This is a genomic window from Ruegeria sp. AE4 (genome assembly GCF_056542185.1).
The window spans coordinates 16,632-32,128 of record NZ_JBQFZK010000015.1 but is presented as its reverse complement, the minus strand read 5'-3'; the positions used below and the strand labels follow the sequence as shown (position 1 = coordinate 32,128).

Genomic DNA, 15,497 nt, shown 5'->3' with positions numbered 1-15,497 from the left:
CGGGGAAAATTGGCCGGCCACGCTGACCCTGTCCTTGTTCTGCTCGCTTGAGCGTCTGGACAAAACCGGCGAGCAGGTCTGGAACGCGCTATAGTCCCACGGACGGTTCGGGAATATTTGTCAGATCAGACCAGATTTGCGCGGTCCCCTCGCCCTGTTGATCAGAGAGGCGGATCAGCATGATGCCCAGATCCTGATGCGGCAGGTCATGTAACCGCCGCAGCCGCCCTTCGGTTAAATGCCGCTTGACCAGGGTCAGCGGCAACCACGCCACCCCAATGCCATCCAGCGCGTATTCACAGGCGGCAAGCGTCAGTGCAGTTTCCGCCTTTGGGGACAGCATCACGCCTTCGGGCAACAGGGGCAGAATGCTTTGGCTGAACAGGCGCCCCAGGAAAACATCTGGGGGATATGAGATGAACGGGATCTCGGGGTCATCAACGTGGAGCGCAAGATCGGGTGACGCCACCGGCACCAATGTATCGCCGCCCAGCCGCCGCATTTCAAACGCCTGTGGCACCGCAGGGCCGGGGGCCTCCGGGCGTTCATATGTCATTGCGAAATCGGCCTCGCCGGACAAAAGCAGCATCAGGCAATTGTCCCGATTTCCGGATCGCACCCGCACGGAAATGTCCTGCGATTGGGTCAGTTGCCGCACCACCCACGGCGAGATTGTGGTGGTGATGGCGTGCTGGCACACAAAAGTCACATCCCGCTTTGCGCCCTCTGCGGCCGCTTTCAAGTCGTGTTGCAGGCGACGCAGCCGCGCGCCAAGCTCTCGCAGTTCTGGTTCCGTCGCCTGCACGCCGGGCAGGATGGTGACCGGCTTGCAGGACCGGTCAAACAGGGGTGCACCGATGCGCTCTTCGATCAATCGCACGCGCCGCGTGAACGCCGATTGGGTCAGAAACCGCCGCTCTGCCGCCCGTGTCAGGGACCCCGTGTCGATCACCGCCAGGATGTCATCAATCCAATCCAACTGCATGATGTCACCATAGCGGCACACTGATATTATGCAAGATGTGCATTTTATAGCGCATATTTCGAATTAGAATAGTGGGAATGACCTCCATAAAATGCGAGAAAACCAATTTAGGAGTTTTCCGATGCATCTCTCCCGTTACCCCCGCCGCTTCATCGCCCACCTGCCCACCCCGCTTGAGCGCCTGGACCGTCTGACCGCAGAGCTCGGCGGCCCGGAAATCTGGATCAAACGTGACGATTGCACCGGCCTGTCCACCGGCGGCAACAAGACCCGCAAGCTGGAATTCCTGATGGCCGAGGCCGAGTTGCAGGGCGCAGAGATGGTGATGACCCAGGGGGCAACCCAATCAAACCACGCGCGCCAAACGGCTGCTTTTGCGGCGAAACTGGGCATGGAGTGCCACATCCTTTTGGAGGATCGCACCGGCTCCACCAACCACAACTACAATTACAACGGCAATGTTCTGCTGGACCATCTGCATGGCGCCACCACCGAAAAGCGCCCCGGTGGTCTGGACATGAATGCCGAGATGGAAGCGGCTGCCGACAAGCTGCGCGCAGATGGCAAAAAAGTGTACACCATCCCCGGGGGCGGGTCGAACCCGACCGGTGCGCTGGGCTATGTGAACTGCGCGTTTGAGATGCTGGCGCAAGCCAATGATCGCGGGTTGAAGCTCGACCACATCGTTCACGCCACCGGCAGCGCAGGCACGCAGGCCGGTCTGATTGTGGGTTTGAAAGCAATGAACGCACAGATTCCTCTTCTGGGCATCGGCGTACGTGCGCCCAAACCGAAACAGGAAGAAAACGTCTATAACCTCGCCTGTGCCACCGCCGAAAAGCTGGGCTGTGCCGGTGTCGTGCAGCGCGAAGATGTGGTCGCCAACACCGATTACGTCGGCGAAGGTTATGGCATCCCGACCGACAGCGGCATCGAGGCGATCCAGATGTTTGCCGAGCTGGAATCGATCCTTCTCGACCCGGTCTATTCCGCCAAGGGGGCCGCGGGTTTCATTGATCTGATCCGCAAAGGTCACTTCAAGAAAGGCGAACGTGTCGTCTTCCTGCACACTGGCGGGTCGGTCGCGCTCTTTGGTTACGACGCGGCCTTTGATCACAGCAATCGCTGGGTCGGCTGACGCCAGACAGTACCAGGTGTGTGCGGCCTGACACAGGCTGCGCGCGCCAATTTCACATTCCCGCAGTCAGGAGCGAACCATGGTGTCGCTGATCAGGTCCCGCTGGGACACCCACTTTGGTGGCATTCTTCTGGTGTGCGTGATTGCCGCCGCCGCGACCTTTCTGTCCGAATATTACGGCGCGCCTGCGATGCTGTTTGCACTGCTGATCGGCATGGCGTTCCACTTTCTTTATGACGATCAGAAATTCACCCCGGGGCTGGAGTTTTCCGCCAAAACGCTGTTGCGATTCGGGGTCGGCCTGTTGGGCCTGCATCTAAGCATTGGGGATGTGGAAAGTGTCGGGCTGGGCGCGGTGGGCGCGGTTGTCGGCTTTGTCATGGCAACACTGGCCTGCGGGGCAATCCTGTCCTTTCTCTTCGGTCGCAAACTGGCCTTTGGCCTGTTGGCGGGCGGGTCTGTGGCGATCTGCGGGGCCTCGGCCGCCCTTGCCATCACCTCGGTTCTGCCCGCGAAAGATGACCGCGAACAGGATACGCTGTTTGTTGTGATCGGCGTCACCGCCCTGTCGACCATCGCAATGATTGCCTATCCGGTCTTGTTTGCGGCCCTGGGGATGAGCGATCTGGAAAGCGGATTTCTGATCGGGGCGACCATTCACGATGTGGCCCAGGTTGTTGGTGCCGGATATTCGATCAGTGACGAGGCGGGGGTGATTGCGACCTTCGTCAAGATGGTGCGCGTGGCCTTGTTGCCGGTGGTGATGATTGTGGTCATGGCGAGCTTTCGCGGCGCACAATCCCAGAAGATCATCCTGCCGTGGTTCCTTGTCATGTTTGTCGCGCTGGCGATTTTGACAAATACCGGGCTGGTGCCGCAGGTGATCACCGATGCAATCGCCACCCTGTCCGGCTGGTGTCTGGTCATCGCGATTTCTGCCCTTGGGGTGAAAACCAGCCTTGCCACCATTCTGCGCGTCAAGCCCAGCTATGGCCTTATTCTTGTCGTCGAAACCCTCTTCCTTCTTGCGATTGCCGTGGCATTTGTCATGGGCTTTGGCTTTTAAGACTGTGTTGCACGAATAGCGGCTGGGCCGCATTTGCCCCTTTCCCCGGTTCGTTATGCGACACGTTCATAGGTCGCACGACCGAGATGGGTCATGCGGTTGAGAGCTTTGACAGCGATCTTGGTTTCGGTTGTCTGACTCTCCATTTTGCGGCTGCGCAGCTCCGGTCCGATGACCTGTTTGTAGCGCCCGATCTGGGCCTCGCCGCGTGATCTTTGGCCATAGCCAGTGGCCTTCTTCCAGGCCATACGACCTCCCTTGGCGATCATGTCGATATGGGCGTTGCGTGTTTTGCAATCCCCTGGGACGGCATTCTTCGGCGGCGGTACGATCAGTTCGACATCCGATCCCAACGCCTGCCGGATCGTCGCTGTGGTCGGCGCACCATCATAGGCGCCGTCGCCGATGATACGATGAACAGGACCTGCCACATCAGCCAGCAATTCGGGCAGTGCGCCGGCGTCTCCGATGTGCTCGGTTGTCAGGCAGGAGGCCATAAGCTCCGCGCTCTCGGGAACGAAGCCGATGTGCAGTTTGCACCATGTTTTACGGGCCTTCGGTAACCCGTGTTTCTTCTGCATCCAGTCTCGACCGCTGTGAACGCGAAGCCCTGTGCTGTCTACGATCAGCGTCACTGGGCCGTTCGTGGGCCGGGTGTTCGGTGTGATCCGAAGCAATTGTGCGCGCCGGCAGAGCGTGGAAAAATCCGAAACGGGAACGTCGATCTGCATGAGCCGTAGTAGGCTTCGTACAAACCCTTGCGTTTGCCGAAGCGGCAGGCCGAAGACGGCGCGCAGGGTCAGGCAGGTCTCAATCGCCAGGTCAGAATACTGCCGCTGACCACCACGTTTCCCCGACCTTGGGGCGCACCACCCGGATACCGCATCCTCGCTGAACCAGATCGTAACATCACCACGCTGGCGAAGCGCCTCGTTGTACTCAGGCCAGTTCGTGACCCGGTACTTGGCCTTCTCAAACTTGTCCCGCCGCGTCGCGTTGTGCTTGAAAGGCATCCCGCCATCCCGTCATTAAATCAAGCAACTCGCTACGCCGATGAAACGATCCGTGTAACACGGTCGGATGAACCGCAGGCATCCATGCCTACGACGCAGGGCGGAAGCGTCTCAAAAAAGGCCAGTAGCTTCGCGCGCTTGATCGGCTTGTTGAAAATAACCCGGCCGCTCTCAGAAATGCCGTGCACTTGAAAAACGTCCTTGGCCAAATCGAGGCCGACGGTCTTTACTGTCATTGGGTGGCTCCTTTCCTAGCAGTCGTTGATAACTGCACTTTGGCACATTCGATGCCGGTGGAGCAGGAGCCACCCACCTCATCCGCTTTGGTGGGCGCACTGCAGCATCTGTTAGGAATGGTGAAGGTCAGCAATGGGTCGTCCCCGATGTATCATCTCGCCGTGCGACAGCTAATACTGCGTTGCCTCTGATGTCGGCACGGATGAATGAAAAGCCCAAAGGGTGGAGCATTCAGGTCAACGGAACTGACTTCTCACTCTCGCCGCGGCGAACGATTTGCATATCATCCGCCCTGCGGGACGACGACGAAAAGGGCCTTCGCAGCAGTCGCTCCAAAGTCCGCTGCCTGGAAGCACGTCAAAACCACATGTCCTTTACAGTTCGGCTATCACGAGGAAGTTCTCGAAAGCTGTCGTGCCCCTCGAAGTGACGGATTGGAATCTCACTGATTGGTGAAGGATCAGACATTCGAACATTAACCGCGGACAGTTTGCGGCCGTTTTCGTCCGAGAAATACGCAACGTAGTGCGTCACACACCCGCAATTGGCGCAGAAGTGGAAATGGATATCCCCGCTATCGCGACGCAGATATGTACTTGTTTTCCCGGTAGTTTGAATGTCATAGCCAATGTGCCCGTAGGCCCAAAGGGCACCGTAACGCCGACAGATTGTGCAATTGCAGGCCGTGACCGACTTTGGCACAGCATCGAGAGTCCAGCCAACTTCGCCGCAGTGGCAAGTTCCTTTCAGCATGTATCAATCTCCGCTCTCGGCACTGACGGCATCATGACGACCGACTCAAGTGCTTTGGCCCAGGCGCGGATCGCCGCTTGGGTCAAGCTGCACTTGTGGCCTTCCCTTGAACAGCAGTTAGCCGATTTACATTCACGGCGATACACAGCTGGGTCACAGGACCACTGGGCGGAAATGCGTGACTGGCTGGTTCGGAATGACGTTCCTGCTCCAAAAAATCTGTCGGGGTGGCCAGAAAAGGAATAAGGGCTGGCTGAGGGGGTCGAGGCCAGCCCCTATCTTCGTCACGAGGGGGTAAGTGGTTATTCTGATCCCAATCTATCCAACTCAAGCAAAGCCCGAAATTGGGGGATTCCCGTAACATTGCAAACTTCACCGAAAAAGTTTGTTTCCTAAAGGCGAACAGTGAGTTTCAAAACGAGATGTGGACACAATTTCGCCACAATGCGATCCTCTATCCGTGGATGGCGCGTGTTGATTTTAGAGCGTTCCAGTTTTTCCATCTGGATTTGAGGGGGTTGTTGAGTTCGGCGCGCCGCCCCAAGAGTACTTCATCGAACCGCCAGAGTATTGAACTGCACTTTCCGAGTGCCGGAGCGCCAACGCACTTTTCATCTCATGGACGCAATTTGAACACTCTCCGCAAATATCAGTGCGGAGCGGCGCGTCTTGATGGGGATTATGATTTCAATGAGGGGGTACGAGTTCGGCGCGTCGTACCACCACTGCCGGATATACTCGTTGTCCTTTGATTTGTTTAAATACTATCTTTTGATCCAGTTTGCGATTTTGAGAATGGGTGATTAGTGGAAGAGAATGAAGGCGTCTGGTTTAGCCAGGTCATGTATGACCCAACCTTGATGAAGCCCATTACCTCCGAGCAGGCTTTAAATGACTTGCCGACCGCAGGTGCAGTTACAGAAAGAAACAAAGCCGGGATAGTCCAATCCCGTTGCGCCTTTCCGGATATGATATTTGGGTTGTACCCGTATAAAAAGCTCAAGGCACTTCCCGACATATTCAACGGGCCTGCTGGTCCCGTCATATCTCGCGCGGTAGCGGATGTACTTCGCGAAGCAGAGTTGGGAAAAACGAAAATCTATCCTTTGAACGTTTGCCAACACGACCGTGTGACACCAGTTGAAGGTGAGTATTTTACACTCGCCCTTGGCAAACAGAAAACGGCGTTTGTTCCGGATCGGTCGAAAATGGTCAAACCTTTGGGTAACAAACCAGATACTTGGATCAAACGGGGTATGAAGCCCAAAGACTTCGACTTTGTTGTTGCAGACATAGCCTTAGTGGGGCCCGATTTGTGGGTTGATCCATGCCTAGCGTGGAGCCTGTTTTTCAGCGCCCGTTTGGTAAAGGCGTTGAAGGCAACGAAGCTCACACGCCGCTTCGGGCTGAGTAAATGTAAGGTTGTTTCCATTCACTAAAGGGGTACGAATTTGGGGGTGACGCATTATCGATACCGGCCAAATCATGGGAAAATCTGGCTGGTTGTTAGTGTCCTATTGGAGGCGGTTTGAAATCTATTTCAGTGCAGAGTAGCGGCCCGGATTTTTGGCTCATCGCCGGAATACTTCTGGGCGTCATCCTACTGTATTTGACCTTGCGATTGATGCTCCGCGTATTCGGGGCAAACAAAGAGAAAGTCTCGTGCCGCTGGAAGAGAGAAACCGCGCAGGACAAGGAAACTCTGTGCGCTTGGAATTGTCGGGCATGCGGTGTTACAGCATATTCTGGAAACGGACGGAAACCCACAGGCTGTCGCAAGTCCGCCAAACCACAGAGTTTATAGTCAGGATGGCACGGACATGAATGTAGATGAACCGAAGCTGGTGATGTCAGACAGGTGCAAGGCTGTGCTTTTAGACGGGTATCGGTTTGAAATCGAAATCTACCGCTTGGACAACCAGGACAAATGGACGTTGGAAGTGGTGGACCATGAAGACGCCAGTTATGTCTGGGACGACAAGTTCAATTCGGACCAAGCGGCCCTTGATACAGCAATTGAGGTTTTGAACAACGAAGGCGCGTTGGGCTTCATGGGGAAAGAGTAGAAACCTTAGGGTAATCTTAGTGTGGCTAGTGCCGAAACCAAACCAGATATCCATTGGATCTTTACACTTCCTGAGTGCTTTTCCTGACTTTCCTGCGCGCCCTCGCTGACCGTTTTCTACACCCCTCAGAGCAATACCGCGCTTCAGTCCTGCGATAGTCGGGCAGGTCATCCCCACACCACCGACAAACCCAAGTGCCTTGCTTCACACAGCGTAGCATCGCCTTTGCCCGCTTTAAAACCGGAAAGCGGTCCATCTCTGCTACCGCGAACCTGTCAGCGCGAAAAGCTGGAAGCCGACATTCAATCCGACCCAGTTACTGTCTCCGCTTTGCATTACCGCGAGGCGCCTAGTACCCGACGACTTCCCCCAACACTTCTCCTGCGGCGCCGTCGGGTGGGCGCGTATCTGCGACCGCGGCAAGCGTCAGCGCCAGATCGACTGTATGCACTCGACGCGAGACCCGCTGTGGCGCGAGGCTGAAACCGGCAAAAGCTATGGGCACGTGGGTGTCATAACGCCAGGGCGAGCCGTGGGTGACTGTGACCGAGAGACCGTCGAAATCGTTGATGAACCAGCCGGGGCTGGCCACCAGATAGATGTCGCCCGAGCGGTCGGGGTTGTAGTTGTTGGCCACGGCGCGCATCAGCGCATTGTCGGGCAGGGCGCCCGTACGAATGCGGGACGAAGGCACAGCGAAGGCGATACCTTCGAAGGTCGACAGTTCTTCGGCGATGGCGGTTTCCAGCGCGACAAGGTCGATGTCGTCGCGACTGTGCACCTCTTCCGAGAGGGTGAGGTAGGGGTGGTCATAGCCGGCTATCAGCGGATCGCTAAGGCCAAAGCGCGCGCGGATGCGATCGGCGGCGGGCTGGGTCGCCCAGTGCTCGGGGTTGACGTAGCCGCCCATCTCTCCCAGCTCGGCCAGGTATCCCGGCGCCTCGGGCGTGCCGTGATCGGCGGACAGCGCGATCAGGGTGTTCTCGAGCCCGATCTCGGCGTCGATAAAGGCGAAGAGATCGGTCAGGGTGCGGTCGAGCCGGAGCAGGTTTTCCTCGGCCTCGAGGCTGGAGGGGCCGAAGCCGTGGCCAATGTAATCGGTCGCCGAGAAGCTGACGGAGAGGTAATCGGTGACATCATCCTGCCCCAGGCCCTCGGCTGTGATCAGGGTCTTGGCGAAATCGGCGGTGATCTCGTCCCCGGCAGGGCTGAAGGTGAGCAGCGTGGGGAAATAGGGATCGTTCTTCCACGAAAGCGGATCGACGATCGAATAGGGGTGCGGGAAGGTGCGCCCGAACCCGGCAAGATCGGTTTCCCAATCCTGATCGTCGCGATCGCCAAAAAGATAGCTATCGATGGGATGGGTCAGCTGCCACGAGGTGCCGAGATAGTTTTGCAGGAAATCCTTAGCGTTCCAATCGGTCACCCAATCCGGGTAGCCGTCGTAATAATAGCTGGAGGTGACGAATTCCCCGGCGGATTTGGAGAACCAGAACGCCTTGCCGGTGTGGCCCGCCATCGAGACGGCACCACGATCCTTGACCGAGACGCCAAAGACCTTGGCGCGGCCCTGGGTGGCGATGGACAGCTCGTCGGAAAAGGTGGTGGTCAGGATGGCGCGGGGCGAACGGCCATCGGAACTGGCGGCAAGCTGGGTGGGGTCGACCTCGGTGTTGGGGTTCACGTCCGCGCCCCGAGTGAGGAGTGGATAGTCGGCGTCCTCGACATTGTAGATAGTGCGCCCCGTGGCGCGGTCGTACCAGAGGTTGCCTACCATGCCATGGGCCGACGGATGCGCGCCGGTGGCCAGCGTGGTATGGCCGACGACGGTTTCGGTATTGGCGTGGGCGTGGTGGGCGTTGTCGTAGTAGACGCCCTGATCCATCAGATAGCGGAATCCGCCCGAGCCAAATTGGTCGTAGTGGCGGAAAGGCAGGTCGCCCCGCAGCTGATCCACAGTGATCTGGAGGATGAGGCGCGGCTTATCCTCGGCTAATGCACTGTTCGCCAAGGAAAACGCCAGGAAGACGGCGCAACTGGCCGTTTGGACAGGTGGCTTTTTCAACATCGAAGGCTCCTTCCTCTCGTCGATCGGCCCACGCGGTGCGCGGGCCGTCGCGTCATCAGTTTAGGGGCAGGACATCCGGGAAGGTCCAGCTGCCATCGAGGATTTCGGCGCGTGGCTGGTAGAGCCGGACCGTGTAGTTCCAGCCCGGCGTAAGAGGGATGCAGTTGATCCGGTCATCCTCGCAGCCACCGAAATGGATGGTGAAGGAACCATCCTCATTCGGGGTGGCCGAGGTGTTGTTATAGCTGTTCCGCCCCAAATCGTTGGGCGCGAGGAAGCCGTCAGCGTCGTAGACGGTGATCGACCAGAACGCGTCCACCGGCACGTCTTGCAGCGTCACGGCATGGGGGGTCGCGCCGTCATTCCTATCGACGGCGTCGACAAAGGCGCTGGCCGTCGTGGCCGGCTGCCCCGCCCAGCCCGCCATCCCGATCAGATGGCCCAGCGGGTCCACCTCGTCGCGGCGGCCAAAGGCGATGCTGGCATCAAGGCCGACGGCAGCGGCGAGGTCACTGACCGCCTTCCGTGCAGCGGCAAGGGCGTCGAGATCCCAGTCCGGAGCCTCGAAGGGGCCGGTTCCGCCGCCTTCGAGGCGAATTCCGTCCTGCACCGCATGGGCGCGCGCCGTATCGTCGGGATCGCCCGCGTCGATGAAGGTGCGGAACAGGAGCATCGCGAAGCGGGTCCCGACCTCGTCCTCGGTCAGCTCGTATGCACCGGGTTCGGCATAGGCAAAGTTGTAGTGGTCCTGGCTGATCACCAGCACCGACTGGAACCGTCCGTCGCCCTCCGGCAGCGTCACCGTCACCGGCTCGGACAGATCGATGAGGGCGGACGAATACAAGGTGTCCTGGTTGGGCCGGATGACTGGCTGCGGCTTGTCGGCGGAGGTTACCTCGCGCTCATGGGCGATCTCGCCGACACCTGTTCCGTTGTTCTTCATAGTGAGCCGGAACATCGTATCGCTCTCGGCGCGCATGAGGTTCCGGATCGTGATATCTTCGGCGAGAACTGGTGCGGGTGCGCAGAGGGCAGCGGCAAGGAGAAGGTGTTTCATTTTTCTGTCCTTTCTGTCAGTTCGCGGGCTCGACACCCGGGAAGACCCAGCTTCCATCCAGCACTTCCGGCGCTGCACGATAGAGCCGCACGGTGTATTGCCACCCCTCGACAAGCGGCAGGCAATTCACGCGCCCGTCCTCGCAGCCGCCCAGATGCACGGTCATCGAGCCGTCCTCATTGTACGTCCCGCTGACGGAGTTGATGACATAGGCGTCCATCGCGTTCGGCGCGAAATAACGGTTTGCATCATAGAGGCTGACCGACCAGAAATCCTTGACGGGCACGTCGGCCGGCACTTCGATCTTGTATTTCCCGACCGGCAGGTTCGGCGAGATCCCGAGATAAAGTGCCTCATCCTCTGGCAACCCACCCCAGCCACCGGCCGTCCCAATGAAATGCCGCACTGGATCGACATCCTCCTTCTTGCCGAACATGTGGAAACTGTCCGGAAGGTAGGCGCCGACACCGACGGCGGCCCTTACGAGCCCTATATAGTCCTCTTCGTCATAGGGCGGGACGATGAAAGGTTTGGACGAGGCAGCGTCGATCGACATCTGGTCCTGGATTGCGTGCACGGCGGCCAGGTCCGCGGAATCGGTGGCATCCAGCAGGACGCGCAGATAGACGGCGACATATGGCGTGTCAAACGTGTCCATATCGAGTGTATAGGCGCCGCCACCGTGCAAGACCTTGTTCAGGTAGTGGTCCTGGTTGATGACCATCGCCGACATGTAGCGGTCGCCGACATCCGGAAGGGTGACCGTCGCGCCCTTGCTGATATTGATGATCGCGGCGCTATAGAGAGTGTCCCGGTTCGCGCTGATGGTGGTCTGAGCATGGACGGGCATCATTTCGCGGAAGTGGTAGAACTTGTTTACCCCTCCAGCGAGGGCAACATATTTGCCGAACTCGATATCTGTCGCGGCACGGATAAAGTTGTCTACCGTGACTGGGATTTCCCTGCTGTCGGCAAGTTGGTCCACTGTGGTGTCGAAGTTTTGGGCATGAGCGGGACCAGAGACGATCGCGGCCAGGAATGCAAGAAACAAAAATATGCGGTTTGCCAACTGTTTACCTTTCATGAGTCGCCCCTCAAGTCTTCGTTTTCCTGGCGTTTTATCATAGTGCGACCGGTCATTTTGTGACAAAGAGACGCTATGAGACAGAAGTTGGTCAACATCATCGAACTGGCGCACGTCGTGGACATTCTTGACAGCTTCGTCCCGAAACACGTCGTCGAGAGTGCGCTCCGAACGGCTGGTCTCGACCGTAAGATGCTGTCAGAAGGAACCGGGTTTGTTTCCTACGCTGCTGAGGCCGTCATTCTGGAGTCCGTCGCCCGCATGATAAGCGATCGCCATCTGGGTGCCAGGGTTGGCTGGGCCTTCGACTACTTGGCTTACGGAGCTTATGCGAACTACGTGCTGGGCGCACCGGATCTGCGATCTGCGCTTGACCGCGGGCGACGCGCGCTGTCGCTGACGCATCCTGGCTCTGAAATCGTGATCCGACAGACTGACACGCACGTTGTCGTCGGACGAGACTCGAAAGGCTTCTCGGTCGTCGGCCACCGACACCTCGACGAAGGGGCGCTGTTCGTTATTTCCAAGGTGGCCAGGCATTTCCTCGGCACGGACTGGCAGCCCGATTGGTTTGAACTTCCCGATGGCAATGGTGACGACAAGTCAAAGCTTGCAGATCTGTTCGGCGCACCTGTTAGGACGGGAGCCCAGTCACCGTCCGTCGCGCTTCGGCTTTGCGACCTTGACACGCGAAACCCGCACCCCTTGCAGTCTCGGAAGACTATTACATTGGGGGACCTGGGTGCGCTCATGGGGGTTGAGCCGGTTCAGTCCATTGAAGGCGCGGTTTTGCAAATCATGCGCGCTCATCTTCCGACAAGTGTGCTTTCCGAGAGCAAAGTTGCGGCCCATCTTGCGATCGGCCCCAGGTCACTTCAGAGGGCCCTTAGGGCGGAAGGGACGGCATACAGGACAATCCGCTCTATGCTCATCGAGGAGCAGGCGCGCGAAATGCTTCAGAAATCGGACATTCCGGTCGAACGGATCGCCGAAATGCTGGGATACAAAGAGCCGAGAAGCTTTCGCCGTGCGTTCAGGGAGTGGACCGGCTCTTCACCAAAGAGCTTCCGGGGAAACCGAAACACAAACACTTGAGTCGTTGCCGCTGATCACATTCGCATATACACGATGGATTTTCTGGAAACCCAAGGCGTCCCGAAGTCTGCCAAAAAATTTCGAATTTCCCAGACCTGCGCTTCGTCCGCTCTGCCGGCATTTGCCGTTCTTGAGAATGTGCGGCCGCAGCGAATGGCAGGTCCGGCGACGCCGCACTGCGGAGACTGCAAGCGGGGAGAAGGGCCGCAAAGGGCCGTCCCTGTTTGGGTTTGTGGTTCTCGATGGGTAGAATGCTGCAACTGACCCAATGACCGCGAAGAGCCCAGAGTGCAAATTGCTGCGGTCGGCCCAAATACGTGCGAAGCGTGCGTCGCTGCCGTTGGTCCTACAATGGACGGCCCATTCCGGACGTTGACCGCCACTCGAAGTGCCGCAACGCAGAGTTCTTCACAATCATATTTGATCCTATTGCATGTTCTTTCTGCTCACTCAGACGCGACGGGCTGTTAACGGACCATGGACGCATCTCTTTTTCGTTGTGCGTCTCGGACCAGCGCCGCAAGCCGATAGAAGCCGTGTGCCATTTTTGTGTAGGGCGTCAGCAGGAAGAAGGTCAGGACCGATCCGAGGTGGATGGCCAGCAGTGCGGGCATCAGAGGTGTTGAACCGAGGGCGTAAAGAACCAGCCCGCTGAGCCCCACAAACCCGAGCAACAGGATGAAGCCGATATCCCCGCCCCAGGCCGACGGATCGCCGAGGTCTCGGTCTGACTTTAGCTTGAGCAGCGCCATCGCACCGCACCCCACCGTCAGCAGAAGCCCCCCGGAAATCCCGAACAGTTTCGGCAACGACCAGAACCCGTAAGGCGCGTACATTCCGAAGACATAGTGCATGATCGTCGCCACCGAGGTCGACGCAAAGCACAGCAGAAAACCATACATAACAGCGTGGTGGATGTGACGTCGGCCCTGACTGAACCGGTCTTCGTCCTCGAAGTTACAACCCTCGCCATGGCCTGCGGCCAGATCCTGCATCTTGCCCGCGCGTTTGAGCGCAACCGTCAGATCAGACATCTGGATCGGTTTGCCACCAACCTCTGCCCAATAGCGCCTCAGGCTGAAGGCGATACTGAACAGAGGAAGCAGGAATGCAGGCGCAAAGATCGCGACCATCGCGTTGTGGGACAGGACGGCATAAAACCCTTCGCCTCCACTGGAACCGATGGCGCGGGTCGCCCAGAACAACAGGGCAAATCCGACCACCAACGCCAGGGCGATGGCTCCGCCATGGGTGTGGAACCGGCGTGCCAGCGGCTGCGGCCAGGCGAAGCTTTCCCAACTGTCTCGCCGCACTTCAGCCAGCGCCTTGGGCAGGTTCAGGTCAAACGCGTGCGGGGCGGTGTACTGACAGGCGTAGTAACAGCCCCGGCAGTTGTGGCACAGGTTGGCCAATTGCGTGATGTCCCCATCCGAGAACGCGCGCTCTGCGTGCAGCGACGGGAAGACCGAGCAATAACCCTCGCAATAGCGGCAGGCGTTGCAGATCTCGGCCTGGCGGCGGGCTTCCTGAATAAGATCAGTTTGCATAAGCGGCGGCCTCTCGTCCTGCGATGCGTCCAAAGACAGTTCCGATGGTCATGCCAAAGCCCGCCAGATAGCCTTGCCCAAGGATGGACCCGGCCATCGTTTCCCCGGCCGCCCAAAGGTTTTTGATCTTGCCGCTTGGGGTCGAGCACTGGGCTGTCTCGTCAACCTTCAACCCAAGATAGGTAAAGGTCACGCCGGTCCGCATCGAGTAGCCGTAAAACGGCGGTTCGGTAATTGGGCGCGCCCAGTTGGTCTTGGGCGGGATCAGGCCCGAGGTCGCCACCCCGTCCAGTTCGGTCGGATGAAACCCGCTGGTGTCACCGCAGGCGGCGTTGAATGCGCTGACGGTTGCTTTCAGTTTCTCCGCGGGCAGGCCCATCATCCCGGCCAATTCGTCCAACGTGTCCGCCTTTAGCGGAGGGAACACGGACGGCATGAACAGGTTCAGCGATTTGGCGTCGATGATGGCATATCCCACCTGATCCGGCTGCGCCGCCACCAAACGGCCCCAGATCGCGTAGCGTTTGGGCCAGACGTCTTCGCCCTCGTCATAGAACCGCTCGGCATGTTTGTTCACGACGATGGAAAACGGAACGCAGTCCAGACGGGTGACGATGCCGCCGTCGAATTTCGGCGCGCGCCCGTCGATGGCAACGGCGTGGCATTGGGTCGGGTCGCCAACGCTTTCTACTCCTTGGTCCAGTAGATCAGACAGGACAACGCCTCGGTTGTAAGGCGTTCCCCGGATCAGGAAGTTCTTGGCAGGTTCACCCCAGGCTCGGGTGAGCCAATCCGTGTCGGCCTGAAAGCCGCCGGAGGCAACGATGACCGCCTTGGGCGCGATGCGATGAGACTGGCCTTCATAGCTATAGTCGACCCACTCGATCCGATCACCATTCAGTTCCAAATGCGTGACGGCGGCTTCGTACAGCACATCTACACCCAAACCTGCCGCCGTGCGGTAATAGGCATTCACCAGAGATTTGCCGCCCCCCATGAAAAACGCATTGGTCTGTGCCAATGACAATGTGCCGGAAAGCGACGGCTGAAACCGGACCCCGTGTTCTTGCATCCAGGGAAGGCATTCTTCCGACGTGCGGATCGCCAACCGGGCAAGATGTTCATCGGTTTTTCCACCGGTGACTTTCAGCAGATCCGAGAGGTATTCGTCTTCGCTATACGCCTCGACGAGCGGACCCAACGGGCCCGAATGCATGCAGCGAAAATTGCGCGTATGGCGTGAGTTTCCGCCGCGATAAGGTTTTGGCGCCGTTTCAAGGATCAGAACACGGGCGCCTGCCTCGGCTGCAGTCATCGCAGCGCAGAGAGCCGCATTGCCGCCACCGATCACAGCGATATCGTAAGCTTCCTTTGGGGTGGCCATATCC

The 15,497-nt window shown here is 58.5% G+C and carries 13 protein-coding genes and 1 pseudogene; 5 read left to right on the top strand and 9 right to left on the bottom strand.

Annotated elements, in window-relative coordinates; translation table 11 throughout:
• Positions 1-88: 88 nt before the first annotated feature.
• Positions 89-985 carry a LysR family transcriptional regulator gene (locus ACR0EK_RS16095; RefSeq protein WP_480484734.1) on the bottom strand — a complete coding sequence of 299 codons (897 nt, stop codon included), beginning with the start codon at positions 983-985 and terminating at the stop codon, positions 89-91.
• 121 nt (positions 986-1,106) lie between these two features.
• Here ACR0EK_RS16095 and cuyA point away from each other — a divergent pair, with 121 nt between their 5' ends.
• Together cuyA and ACR0EK_RS16085 are read left to right on the top strand one after the other, a co-directional pair.
• Entirely contained in the window at positions 1,107-2,123 is a 1,017-nt protein-coding gene (gene cuyA / locus ACR0EK_RS16090) for a D-cysteate sulfo-lyase (protein WP_480484735.1), read from the top strand.
• A gap of 79 nt (positions 2,124-2,202) precedes the next feature.
• Entirely contained in the window at positions 2,203-3,189 is a 987-nt protein-coding gene (locus ACR0EK_RS16085) for a YeiH family protein (protein ID WP_480900647.1), read from the top strand.
• 53 nt (positions 3,190-3,242) lie between these two features.
• On the opposite strand, the gene ACR0EK_RS16080 is transcribed toward ACR0EK_RS16085, so the two are convergent.
• From ACR0EK_RS16080 to ACR0EK_RS16070, 3 genes and pseudogenes are all read right to left on the bottom strand, one after another.
• The gene (locus ACR0EK_RS16080; protein WP_480967943.1) at positions 3,243-4,202 is read right to left on the bottom strand and encodes an IS5 family transposase; all 960 of its coding nucleotides are present in this window, start codon (positions 4,200-4,202) and stop codon (positions 3,243-3,245) included.
• Positions 4,203-4,273: 71 nt separating this feature from the next.
• Positions 4,274-4,438, bottom strand: a pseudogene (locus tag ACR0EK_RS16075) (IS110 family transposase); the annotation flags it as partial.
• A gap of 358 nt (positions 4,439-4,796) precedes the next feature.
• A complete protein-coding gene (locus ACR0EK_RS16070; protein ID WP_480484739.1) occupies positions 4,797-5,192 on the bottom strand; it encodes a GFA family protein in 396 nt (131 codons plus the stop codon).
• Between the two features lie 806 nt (positions 5,193-5,998).
• Here ACR0EK_RS16070 and ACR0EK_RS16065 point away from each other — a divergent pair.
• Positions 5,999-6,631 (top strand): hypothetical protein, encoded by a 633-nt coding sequence (locus ACR0EK_RS16065; RefSeq protein WP_480900651.1) that lies wholly within the window; start codon positions 5,999-6,001, stop codon positions 6,629-6,631.
• A gap of 381 nt (positions 6,632-7,012) precedes the next feature.
• Positions 7,013-7,258: a hypothetical protein gene (locus tag ACR0EK_RS16060; protein ID WP_480560612.1), complete on the top strand. Its 246-nt coding sequence runs from the start codon at positions 7,013-7,015 to the stop codon at positions 7,256-7,258.
• A 349-nt stretch (positions 7,259-7,607) separates the two neighbouring features.
• Here ACR0EK_RS16060 and ACR0EK_RS16055 read toward each other — a convergent pair whose 3' ends face one another.
• The 3 genes from ACR0EK_RS16055 to ACR0EK_RS16045 are packed head-to-tail and all read right to left on the bottom strand — an operon-like array spanning position 7,608 to position 11,467.
• Positions 7,608-9,326, bottom strand: a complete 1,719-nt coding sequence (locus ACR0EK_RS16055) for an alkaline phosphatase family protein (RefSeq protein ID WP_480900653.1) — start codon at positions 9,324-9,326, stop codon at positions 7,608-7,610.
• 55 nt (positions 9,327-9,381) lie between these two features.
• Positions 9,382-10,383, bottom strand: a complete 1,002-nt coding sequence (locus tag ACR0EK_RS16050) for a DUF1214 domain-containing protein (RefSeq protein WP_480833496.1) — start codon at positions 10,381-10,383, stop codon at positions 9,382-9,384.
• 16 nt (positions 10,384-10,399) lie between these two features.
• Entirely contained in the window at positions 10,400-11,467 is a 1,068-nt protein-coding gene (locus ACR0EK_RS16045; protein WP_480623897.1) for a DUF1214 domain-containing protein, read from the bottom strand.
• 75 nt (positions 11,468-11,542) lie between these two features.
• Here ACR0EK_RS16045 and ACR0EK_RS16040 point away from each other — a divergent pair, with 75 nt between their 5' ends.
• Positions 11,543-12,562 (top strand): helix-turn-helix transcriptional regulator, encoded by a 1,020-nt coding sequence (locus ACR0EK_RS16040; RefSeq protein WP_480529167.1) that lies wholly within the window; start codon positions 11,543-11,545, stop codon positions 12,560-12,562.
• Positions 12,563-13,029: 467 nt separating this feature from the next.
• Here ACR0EK_RS16040 and tcuB read toward each other — a convergent pair whose 3' ends face one another.
• Positions 13,030-14,109, bottom strand: coding sequence for a tricarballylate utilization 4Fe-4S protein TcuB (gene tcuB / locus ACR0EK_RS16035; RefSeq protein ID WP_480484173.1), 1,080 nt, complete (start codon positions 14,107-14,109; stop codon positions 13,030-13,032).
• Complete coding sequence (tcuA, locus tag ACR0EK_RS16030) at positions 14,099-15,493, bottom strand: FAD-dependent tricarballylate dehydrogenase TcuA (RefSeq protein ID WP_480900655.1); 1,395 nt, start codon at positions 15,491-15,493, stop codon at positions 14,099-14,101. Before tcuA ends, tcuB begins: the two co-directional genes overlap by 11 nt.
• Between the last annotated feature and the right edge of the window lie 4 nt (positions 15,494-15,497).

Bases quoted from the DNA above. Each gene is read 5' to 3' on its own strand.
- ACR0EK_RS16040 (WP_480529167.1), top strand. From the start codon at position 11,543: ATGAGACAGAAGTTGGTCAACATCATCGAACTGGCGCACGTCGTGGAC.
- ACR0EK_RS16095 (WP_480484734.1), bottom strand. From the start codon at position 985: ATGCAGTTGGATTGGATTGATGACATCCTGGCGGTGATCGACACGGGG.
- ACR0EK_RS16070 (WP_480484739.1), bottom strand. From the start codon at position 5,192: ATGCTGAAAGGAACTTGCCACTGCGGCGAAGTTGGCTGGACTCTCGAT.
- cuyA (WP_480484735.1), top strand. From the start codon at position 1,107: ATGCATCTCTCCCGTTACCCCCGCCGCTTCATCGCCCACCTGCCCACC.
- tcuB (WP_480484173.1), bottom strand. From the start codon at position 14,109: ATGCAAACTGATCTTATTCAGGAAGCCCGCCGCCAGGCCGAGATCTGC.
- ACR0EK_RS16045 (WP_480623897.1), bottom strand. From the start codon at position 11,467: ATGAAAGGTAAACAGTTGGCAAACCGCATATTTTTGTTTCTTGCATTC.
- ACR0EK_RS16055 (WP_480900653.1), bottom strand. From the start codon at position 9,326: ATGTTGAAAAAGCCACCTGTCCAAACGGCCAGTTGCGCCGTCTTCCTG.
- ACR0EK_RS16050 (WP_480833496.1), bottom strand. From the start codon at position 10,383: ATGAAACACCTTCTCCTTGCCGCTGCCCTCTGCGCACCCGCACCAGTT.
- tcuA (WP_480900655.1), bottom strand. From the start codon at position 15,493: ATGGCCACCCCAAAGGAAGCTTACGATATCGCTGTGATCGGTGGCGGC.
- ACR0EK_RS16060 (WP_480560612.1), top strand. From the start codon at position 7,013: ATGAATGTAGATGAACCGAAGCTGGTGATGTCAGACAGGTGCAAGGCT.
- ACR0EK_RS16085 (WP_480900647.1), top strand. From the start codon at position 2,203: ATGGTGTCGCTGATCAGGTCCCGCTGGGACACCCACTTTGGTGGCATT.
- ACR0EK_RS16080 (WP_480967943.1), bottom strand. From the start codon at position 4,202: ATGCCTTTCAAGCACAACGCGACGCGGCGGGACAAGTTTGAGAAGGCC.